Genomic DNA, 9614 nt, shown 5'->3' on the forward strand with positions numbered 1-9614 from the left:
CTCCCCAAAACTATCTCCGCGCTTAAAGTCGTACTGCCAGCTTTCATCATTATATTCCTGAGCAAGTACTGCTTGGAGTTCACATGAAACATAAAGTTCCACATCGCCATTGTTTTTTCTATTGAAGTCTTATGCCCGTGGCTTTTTCACGGAGGTTTAGGCTAACATGAATTTCCCTCTTCTTCTGCAAACATCATACGTTATGCAACCTTCATCTGAATTTGTTAGCGATGTATTGATAATCGGAAGTGGCGCTGCGGGCCTTTCTCTGGCTTTGCGACTTGCAGACCACTGTCGCGTCACTGTTCTCAGTAAGGGCCCGCTCAACGAAGGCTCAACGTTTTACGCACAGGGCGGGATCGCCGCCGTTTTCGACGAATCAGACAGCATTGCCTCACACGTAGATGACACATTAATTGCTGGCGCAGGCTTATGTGATAAAGAAGCCGTTGAATTTATCGCCAGCAACGCACGTCATTGTGTCCAGTGGTTGATCGACCAAGGCGTACTGTTTGATACCGAAACCAATGAGAGCTCAGAAGAGCGATATCATCTGACTCGCGAAGGCGGTCACAGCCACCGCAGGATCCTGCATGCTGCTGATGCTACAGGTAAAGAAGTAGAGACTACGCTGGTTGGGAAAGCAAGGGCGCACGCCAATATTTGCGTTAAAGAACGCTATAATGCCGTTGATTTAATTACCTCAAGCAAGCTGGGTTTGCCTGGTACGCAGCGCGTGGTGGGTGCCTATGTCTGGAACCGCGACAAAGAGCACGTCGAAACTCTGCGCGCTAAAGCCGTTGTACTGGCCACCGGTGGTGCGGCGAAAGTCTACCAATACACCACTAATCCGGACATTTCGTCCGGCGATGGCGTCGCGATGGCCTGGCGCGCAGGATGCCGGGTTGCCAATCTGGAATTCAACCAGTTCCATCCGACTTGTCTCTATCATCCTCAGGCACGCAATTTTCTGCTGACTGAAGCCCTCCGCGGCGAAGGCGCATTGCTCAAACGCCCTGACGGCACACGTTTTATGCCTGATTTCGATGCACGTGGCGAACTCGCACCACGTGATGTGGTAGCGCGGGCAATCGACCATGAAATGAAACGTCTTGGCGCGGATTGCATGTATCTGGATATCAGCCACCGTCCGCCGGAATTCATTAAGCATCACTTCCCGATGATTGACGAAAAGCTACAATCACTCGGCATTGACCTGACTAAAGAGGCAATTCCGATTGTTCCAGCCGCACATTATACCTGCGGTGGTGTGATGGTTGATCAGCACGGGCGTACCGACCTAGACGGTTTGTATGCGATCGGCGAAGTGAGTTATACCGGATTACACGGCGCTAACCGGCTGGCGTCCAATTCGCTGCTGGAATGCGTAGTTTACGGCTGGTCGGCGGCGGAAGACATCATCAAGCGTTTGCCGCATGCCAAACTGGCAAAAAACATTCCGCAATGGGATGAAAGCCGTGTCGACAATTCGGATGAGCAAGTGGTTATTCAGCATAACTGGCATGAACTGCGGCTGTTTATGTGGGATTACGTCGGGATTGTTCGAACTACAAAACGTCTGGAGCGGGCGTTGCGGCGCATCATGACTCTGCAACAGGAAATTGACGAATACTATGCTAACTTCCGTATTTCCAATAATTTACTCGAATTACGCAATCTGGTGTTAGTAGCAGAGCTGATCGTGCGCAGCGCACTGGAACGTAAAGAAAGCCGCGGGCTGCACTTCACGCTGGATTATCCGGCGTTAGAGGAAAACCCTCAAACGACAATCTTGCAGCCTTAGACGCTAAAAAGTGCGAAGGAACGCACTTTTACAGACGCAAAATCCATCAGTAATTCAGATAAAAATCAGCAATCAGCGCACAGAACGCTTCGCTGTAAATACCTTCTGATTTCCGCAAATCCAGTTCCACTTCTTCTTTCTCAACGGGCTGTTTCGATAACGTCAGTAACAGGCGATTAAGGGGTTTTCCCGGACGATCGCGCACGGCCATCCGCCATGCGCTGAACCAGCCTTGCTGATTCGCCAGCGTTTCAAATGCCAGACAAATGTCATAAGGCAGAACAACGCTGAATAACCCTTGCGGCGTAATCAACTTCCCGGCGCATTCAAGCAACGCGGCGTGGGTCAGGGTTTCAGTATAACGGGCCGCATTTCGCGCTTCATCTCGACAGGCTACCGCCGATTCGAAATAAGGCGGATTGCTGACAATCAGATCATACTCAGCCGGGTGCTGCCGTGCGTAATCATTAATATCCTGCGCGAAGACAGACAACCGTTGCGCCCAGAAAGATTCGCGAAAATTCTCCGCAGCCTGTTCAGCGGCGGCAGGTTCGAGTTCAACGGCATCAATAGTGGTTTGAGGGTCACTGCGCTGAGCCAGCATTATGGCAATAAGGCCGCTGCCGCAGCCGATATCCAGAATGCGCTTGGCCCCGCTGACGGGTGCCGTCGCGCCAAGCAGAACGCCATCGGTACCAACTTTCATCGCACAGCGATCGTGCGCGACGAAAAACTGTTTAAAGGTAAACCCGTTGCGCCGCAAAGGCCGGGCCGAACTAACTTCTTTTGCCACTCATATCACCGTAATTACGCCGGCCATCAGGCCTCTGAACGAAAACTGTCGTAGCATAGGGTAAAGAGATGTGGAGGAAAAGGCACGCAAACCGCTTAAATAGGTGAAGATCGCGCCTAACACGTCTATAATCGGCGCCCCAAGTAGAGGTAGACCATGACTGTAACCACTTTTTCCGAACTCGAACTCGATGAACGCCTGATTGACGCCTTAGGCGACAAAGGCTATAGCCGCCCGACTGTCATACAGGCAGAGGCAATTCCGCCAGCAATGGACGGACGCGATGTGTTGGGTTCGGCTCCTACCGGCACCGGCAAAACCGCGGCATTCCTGTTGCCAGCCTTGCAGCATTTGCTGGATTTCCCGCGTAAGAAATCTGGTCCACCCCGTATTCTGATCCTCACGCCAACCCGTGAACTGGCTATGCAGGTTGCTGAACAGGCGCGTGAGCTGGCGAAACATACCGATCTGGATATCGCGACGATCACCGGCGGTGTGGCATATATGAACCACGCCGAAGTGTTCAGCGAAAACCAGGACATCGTCGTTGCGACGACCGGCCGTTTGCTGCAATACATCAAAGAAGAAAACTTTGACTGCCGGGCAATTGAAACGCTGATCCTTGACGAAGCCGACCGCATGCTGGACATGGGTTTTGCTCAGGATATCGAAACGATTTCTGCCGAAGCACGCTGGCGTAAACAGACGTTGCTGTTCTCCGCAACGCTGGAAGGGGAAGCCATCCGTGAATTCGCAGAACGAATTCTGACTGAGCCGGTTGAAATCGAAGCCGACCCGTCACGCCGCGAGCGTAAAAAAATTCTGCAATGGTACTACCGCGCAGACGATCTGGCGCACAAAACCCAGATGCTGATCCATTTGCTGAAACAGGAAGATGTCACCAAATCGGTAATCTTCGTGCGTAAGCGTGAGCGTGTGCATGAGCTGGTAGCCTGGTTACGCGAAGCAGGGATCAACTCCTGTTATCTCGAAGGCGAAATGGTTCAGGTAAAGCGTACTGAAGCGGTAAAACGCATGGTTGAAGACCGCGTCAACGTGCTGGTGGCCACTGACATCGCCGCCCGTGGCCTGGACATCAACGACATCAGCCACGTGTTTAACTTCGACCTGCCTTTGACGGCGGATATTTATCTGCACCGTATCGGTCGCACCGGCCGTGCAGGCCGTAAAGGCACAGCCATTTCATTCGTGGAAGCGCATGACCACCTGCTGCTGGGCAAAATCGGTCGCTACCTGAACGAGCCGCTGAAAGCGCGCGTGCTCGACGGGTTCCGTGCGAAAACCAAAGCACCGAGCGAGAAAGTTACCGGCAAGCCATCGAAGAAAGTGCTGGCGAAACGCAAAGAGAAGCAGAAAGAAGCGCAGGAAAAATCGAAGGTGAAAGTTAAAGTTCGCCATCGTGACAGTAAAAACGTCGGCAAACGTCGCGTTAAACCTGATGCTGCAAAAGACACGTCAAAATAAGCCACCTGCGGCTTATTCATGACGAAAAAAAACCGCCTGAACATGAACTGCACTTTACTCAGTTGGGTGTCCAACTATTGGGGGGCAGTTCAGAACAGGCGGTTTTTTATTATCTGAAATTTACGTAATCTGTTGAGATTACAGGCTTTCAGTGAAAGTACGGGTAATTACATCGCGCTGCTGTTCAGCAGTCAGCGAGTTAAAACGCACCGCATATCCAGAAACACGAATGGTCAGCTGCGGGTATTTTTCCGGATGTTTAACAGCATCTTCCAGCGTTTCGCGACGCAGAACGTTAACGTTCAGGTGCTGGCCGCCTTCCACACGTACAGTCGGTTGAATTTCCATTGGAACTTCACGGTATTCAAACTGGCCCAGTTCGCTGACAGCAACGATCTGGTCTTCCGCATAACCCGCTTTTGCACAAACACAGCGAGCTTCCGATTTTTCATCATCCAGCAGCCAGAAAGAGTTTTTCAGCGCTTCGTTATTGGTTTTGGTAATTTGGATCCCGGTGATCATATGTTGCCTCCATAATTGGCTACGATACTGTGAATTGATTGGTGTCAGGTTGATCAACAACCCATGGTTCCTGCTGTCAGATATAACAGTAGAACACCCCGCATTCTTTGATTAATATCAACCTTTCCAATGTGGTTATTCCTGAACATCAGCATATTTATGTTTTATATCAATTTTTCCAAGTGGAAGGCTTAAATTATTTTTGTAAATTATCAATAATTTTTGCATGGAAGCGTTAAGCCGCAGATAAACATCAGCAAAAGCTCAGGCGGGTTTAACTCGGAAGAATGAGCAGGTAAGCTACGCGCAAAGAAAAATCACCTTGAAAAGGAGAGCGTCAATGTCCACCACTCTCACCTGGCATGACGTCATCGGTCAGGAAAAAGAACAGCCTTACTTTGTTGATACATTGAAGTTTGTTGCCGCTGAACGCGCGGCGGGAAAAACGATTTATCCGCCCCAGCACGATGTTTTTAACGCCTTTCGATCCGCTGAACTTGCTGATGTGAAAGTCGTTATTCTGGGGCAGGATCCGTATCACGGCCCGAATCAGGCTCACGGACTGTCCTTCTCGGTTCGCCCTGGCATTCCTGCGCCGCCGTCACTGGTGAATATATATAAAGAGCTGGCAACGGACATTCCCGGTTTTGAGCGTCCTCATCATGGTTATTTACAAAGCTGGGCCGACCAGGGCGTACTTCTGCTCAATACGGTGTTAACCGTAGAAGGCGGAGAGGCGCATTCCCACGCCAAACTGGGTTGGGAAACCTTTACCGATCGGGTGATCGCAGCCTTGAATGAAAACCGTGAGGGAATTGTATTCTTGCTGTGGGGATCTCATGCCCAGAAGAAAGGCAATATCATTGACCGCAACCGCCATCACGTACTAAAAGCGCCGCACCCTTCCCCGCTTTCTGCGCATCGCGGTTTTCTGGGCTGTAAGCATTTTTCTCAAGCAAACGAATTACTCAAGCAACAAGGGCTGGCACCCATTGACTGGATGCCTGTTTTACCGGCCACGGAATAGCATAAAAAAAGAGGCACCCTGAAGGTGCCTCTCTCATTTTTACATTCGTTCTGAAACAGAGTCAGGCTTTGGCCTTAGAAACCGCAACCATCGCCGGGCGTAACAGACGGCCATTCAGCATGTAGCCCTTCTGCATCACCATCATGACGTGATTAGGTTCTACTTCGTCGGATTCCATCATCGTCATCGCCTGATGCTGCTCAGGGTTGAATGGAACGTGGATGTCGCTTACCACTTCCATACCGAACTTGCGTACAGCGTCCAGCAGAGATTTCAGGGTCAGTTCGACGCCTTCAATTAGCCCTGCCAGCTCTGAATTCGATTTATCAGCCAGATCCAGAGCACGCTCCAGGTTATCGATGACCGGCAACAATTCACCAGAGAATTTCTCAAGGGCAAATTTGTGCGCTTTCTCGATATCCAGTTCGGTACGACGACGGATGTTTTCCACTTCCGCTTTCGCACGCAGCAGGCTGTCGCGCTCACGCTGCTGAACTTCTTTCAGCTGTGCTTCCAATTCAGCAATGCGTTCATCGCGGGGGTCAACGACATCTGCCGCCTGAGTTTCCGCTTCCACTTGCAGCTCTTGTTCCTGATTCAGTTCTTCAGAGACTTGCTCGTCAGGTGTCTTATGTTCTTTACTACTCATGAATCTCTCCGCGTTTTAGCATTAATCTTGCTAGTTGACTTATTATGGGGATCAAAACCGGGGTTTCAAGGTTTGGTTTTGAATGAAACCGGTCATAATGCAGGTGTCATCACACCCTGCTGAGGATAACCACAGCGATGAATAAAAAATTTGAGTGCATTGGGATCGTTGGACACCCACGCCATCCTTCGGCACTTGCCACCCATGAAATGCTCTATCACTGGTTAATTTCAAAAGGTTATCAGGTCGTCGTTGAACGACAGGTGGCACAAGATTTAGCCCTGGAAGGCGCACAAACCGGCAGTCTCGCAGAGATTGGCAAACTGGCCGATCTTGCCGTTGTAGTTGGCGGTGACGGTAATATGCTGGGCGCCGCGCGCGTTCTGGCACGCTATGACATCAAAGTTATTGGCATTAACCGCGGTAATCTCGGTTTTCTGACCGATCTCGATCCTGATAACGCCCTTCAGCAACTCGATGATGTTTTGCAGGGCGAATACATCAGCGAGCAACGCTTCCTGCTGGAAGCGATGGTGCGCTGTAAAGATCAGCAATGCCGCGTCAGTACCGCTATCAATGAAGTCGTTCTCCATCCGGGGAAAGTGGCGCATATGATTGAGTTTGAAGTCTATATTGACGACAAATTCGCATTTTCCCAACGTTCAGATGGCCTGATCATCTCCACGCCGACAGGCTCAACGGCGTACTCACTTTCCGGGGGGGGGCCGATTCTGACGCCCACGCTTGAGGCCATCGCGCTGGTGCCGATGTTCCCTCACACGCTTTCCGCCCGTCCGCTGGTCATCAACAGCAGCAGCACAATTTGCCTACGTTTCTCACATATGAGCAATGATCTGGAAATCAGCTGTGACAGCCAGATCGCCCTGCCCATTCAGCCGGGCGAAGAAGTGGTGATCCGCCGCAGCGAATTCCATCTGAACTTAATCCACCCGAAGGATTACAGTTATTTCAATACATTAAGCACCAAACTCGGATGGTCGAAAAAACTCTTCTAATTTGATAAAAAATAATTCGCCAGCCCCTTTACTGTATATAAAACCAGTTTATACTGTATGTAATTACAGGTCTGTTGTTATGTACAGGAAGGTGATCATGCTGGCGCAATTAACTATCAGTAACTTTGCCATTGTCCGTGAATTAGAAATCGATTTTCATGCAGGGATGACAGCAATCACCGGCGAAACCGGTGCAGGTAAATCCATTGCTATTGACGCACTGGGCCTTTGCCTGGGCAACCGCGCCGATGGCAGCATGGTCCGCCTTGGCGCAAGCCGTGCAGATATCTGCGCGCGTTTCACTCTCGCCGATACACCTTCCGCAAAACACTGGCTGGCCGATAATCAGCTGGATGAAGGGCATGATTGTTTGCTGCGTCGGACGATCAGCAGCGATGGCCGCTCACGTGGATTTATCAACGGAACGCCTGTGCCGTTATCTCAACTGCGCGAACTGGGCCAGCATCTTATTCAAATTCACGGCCAGCACGCCCATCAGCTTCTGCTCAAACCTGAGCATCAGAAAGATCTGCTCGATGCGTACTCAGACCAGCCTCTGTTGCTGGCAGAAATGCGCGACGCTTACCAGAACTGGCATCAAAGCTGCCGTCAGCTGGCGCAATATCAGCAGCAGATGAATGAGCGTGAATCACGCCGTCAGCTCCTGCAATATCAGTTAAAAGAGCTCAATGAGTTTTCCCCTCAGCCGGGTGAATATGAGCAAATTGACGAAGAATATAAGCGTCTGGCCAACAGCGGTCAGTTGCTCTCTCTCAGCCAAAGTGCTCTGTATTTGCTGGCCGATGGTGAAGAACAGAATATTGTCAGCATGCTCTACACTGCCCGTAATCAGTTAACAGAACTGGCAGAACTCGACAGCAAAATGAACGAACTGATCATTATGCTGGATGAGGCGTCGATTCAGGTTAGCGAAGCCAGCGACGAACTGCGTCATTACAGCGAACGTCTGGATATGGATCCGAACCGCTTGTACGAACTGGAACAGCGCTTGTCCCGACAGATGAATCTGGCGCGTAAACATCATGTCAGCGCAGAAGAATTACCGGAACTTCATCGCCAGTTGCTTGAAGAACAAAAGGCATTAGATGAGCAGGAAACGAATCAGGCCGAGCTGAGCGAAGCAGTGCAGGTGCATTACCATCAGGCAGTGACCATAGCAAAACAATTACATGACAAACGTCAGTACTTCGCCGATGAACTCACACACCTGATTACCCAAAGCATGCATGCGCTATCCATGCCGCACGGTAAATTTAAAATTCAGGTTCAGTTCGAGCCTGAGCATCTCAGCATCGAAGGCGCGGATCGCTTGGAATTCAAGGTTACGACTAACCCTGGCCAGCCTCTTCAGGCGCTGGCTAAAGTGGCATCCGGCGGTGAGCTGTCGCGTATCGCGTTGGCGATTCAGGTCATTACGGCACAAAAAATGGAAACTCCGGCGCTGATCTTCGATGAAGTGGACGTCGGTATCAGCGGTCCAACTGCCGCTATTGTTGGCCGCCTGTTGCGCCAATTGGGTGAATCGACACAAGTAATGTGCGTTACTCACTTACCGCAGGTTGCAGGATGCGGCCATCAGCATTATTTTGTCAGCAAGGAAACCGACGGCGAAGTGACAGAAACTCAAATGAATCGTCTTGATAAGAAGGCGCGTTTGCAGGAATTGGCACGCTTGCTGGGCGGAAGTGAAGTCACCCGAAACACGTTAGCCAATGCAAAAGAGTTACTCGCAGCGTAAAAAGCTCAACTTTTTTACATTTAAGCGGTCATACAGGTGCCCCGCAAAGGTTTCAAACTGATGAAAGGTCTATTATCATCGGCATCTTATGCCCTAAAGGAATGTAATGACTATGCGCTGTAAAACGCTAACTGCCGCCGCTGTAGCTCTTCTAATGCTTACTGCGGGCTGTTCCACTCTGGAAAAGGTGGTTTATCGGCCTGACATCAATCAGGGGAACTACTTGTCTCCTGCTGATGTACAAAAAATTCATACCGGCATGACTAAGCAACAGGTTGCTTATGTTCTTGGCACGCCGATGTTGCACGACCCGTTTGGCAGTGATGTTTGGTATTACGTGTTCCGTCAGGAGCCAGGTCATGAAGGTGTAACTCAGCAAACATTAACGCTGACCTTCAACCAGGGTGGCGAGCTGACCAACATCGATAACAAACCAAAGTTGAGCGATCAGCAATAAATCACCCGGGTGTGATGGTCGTTGGTAACTACCAAAAATCATCTTTCAGGGTAAAAAAATAAGGCGCCTAAGGCGTAATGCCGATCAGTTAAGGATCAGTTG

Annotated in this window: 9 protein-coding genes; 6 read left to right on the top strand and 3 right to left on the bottom strand. The window is 50.4% G+C overall.

Annotated features, from left to right (window positions below; genetic code table 11):
- The first annotated feature begins 202 nt into the window (after window positions 1-202).
- Window positions 203-1804, top strand: coding sequence for an L-aspartate oxidase (gene nadB, locus ACLBVC_RS03395; protein ID WP_410148051.1), 1602 nt, complete (start codon window positions 203-205; stop codon window positions 1802-1804).
- Between the two features lie 46 nt (window positions 1805-1850).
- Here the strand turns inward: nadB and trmN are convergent, their stop codons facing one another.
- Window positions 1851-2597 carry a tRNA(1)(Val) (adenine(37)-N(6))-methyltransferase TrmN gene (gene trmN, locus ACLBVC_RS03400; protein WP_410148052.1) on the bottom strand — a complete coding sequence of 249 codons (747 nt, stop codon included), beginning with the start codon at window positions 2595-2597 and terminating at the stop codon, window positions 1851-1853.
- A 156-nt stretch (window positions 2598-2753) separates the two neighbouring features.
- On the opposite strand from trmN, the gene srmB reads away from it, so the two are divergent.
- Window positions 2754-4082, top strand: coding sequence for an ATP-dependent RNA helicase SrmB (gene srmB / locus ACLBVC_RS03405; protein ID WP_195813926.1), 1329 nt, complete (start codon window positions 2754-2756; stop codon window positions 4080-4082).
- A 138-nt stretch (window positions 4083-4220) separates the two neighbouring features.
- Here srmB and grcA read toward each other — a convergent pair whose 3' ends face one another.
- Window positions 4221-4604, bottom strand: a complete 384-nt coding sequence (gene grcA, locus ACLBVC_RS03410; protein ID WP_104923137.1) for an autonomous glycyl radical cofactor GrcA — start codon at window positions 4602-4604, stop codon at window positions 4221-4223.
- Between the two features lie 340 nt (window positions 4605-4944).
- Between grcA and ung the strand changes: the two genes are divergently transcribed.
- Window positions 4945-5631 (top strand): uracil-DNA glycosylase, encoded by a 687-nt coding sequence (gene ung, locus ACLBVC_RS03415; protein WP_410148054.1) that lies wholly within the window; start codon window positions 4945-4947, stop codon window positions 5629-5631.
- A 61-nt stretch (window positions 5632-5692) separates the two neighbouring features.
- Here the strand turns inward: ung and grpE are convergent, their stop codons facing one another.
- On the bottom strand, window positions 5693-6280 hold the full coding sequence (grpE, locus tag ACLBVC_RS03420; protein ID WP_410148056.1) for a nucleotide exchange factor GrpE: 588 nt from the start codon (window positions 6278-6280) through the stop codon (window positions 5693-5695).
- Window positions 6281-6417: 137 nt separating this feature from the next.
- Between grpE and nadK the strand changes: the two genes are divergently transcribed.
- The 3 genes from nadK to bamE all read left to right on the top strand — a co-directional run bounded on the left by nadK (window position 6418) and on the right by bamE (window position 9512).
- Window positions 6418-7296, top strand: coding sequence for an NAD(+) kinase (gene nadK / locus ACLBVC_RS03425; protein WP_104923140.1), 879 nt, complete (start codon window positions 6418-6420; stop codon window positions 7294-7296).
- Window positions 7297-7393: 97 nt separating this feature from the next.
- Entirely contained in the window at window positions 7394-9055 is a 1662-nt protein-coding gene (recN, locus tag ACLBVC_RS03430) for a DNA repair protein RecN (RefSeq protein WP_410148057.1), read from the top strand.
- Window positions 9056-9167: 112 nt separating this feature from the next.
- Window positions 9168-9512, top strand: a complete 345-nt coding sequence (bamE, locus tag ACLBVC_RS03435; RefSeq protein ID WP_410148104.1) for an outer membrane protein assembly factor BamE — start codon at window positions 9168-9170, stop codon at window positions 9510-9512.
- Window positions 9513-9614: the final 102 nt, after the last annotated feature.

Source organism: Rahnella selenatireducens (assembly GCF_046449555.1).
Lineage (GTDB): Bacteria > Pseudomonadota > Gammaproteobacteria > Enterobacterales > Enterobacteriaceae > Rahnella > Rahnella selenatireducens.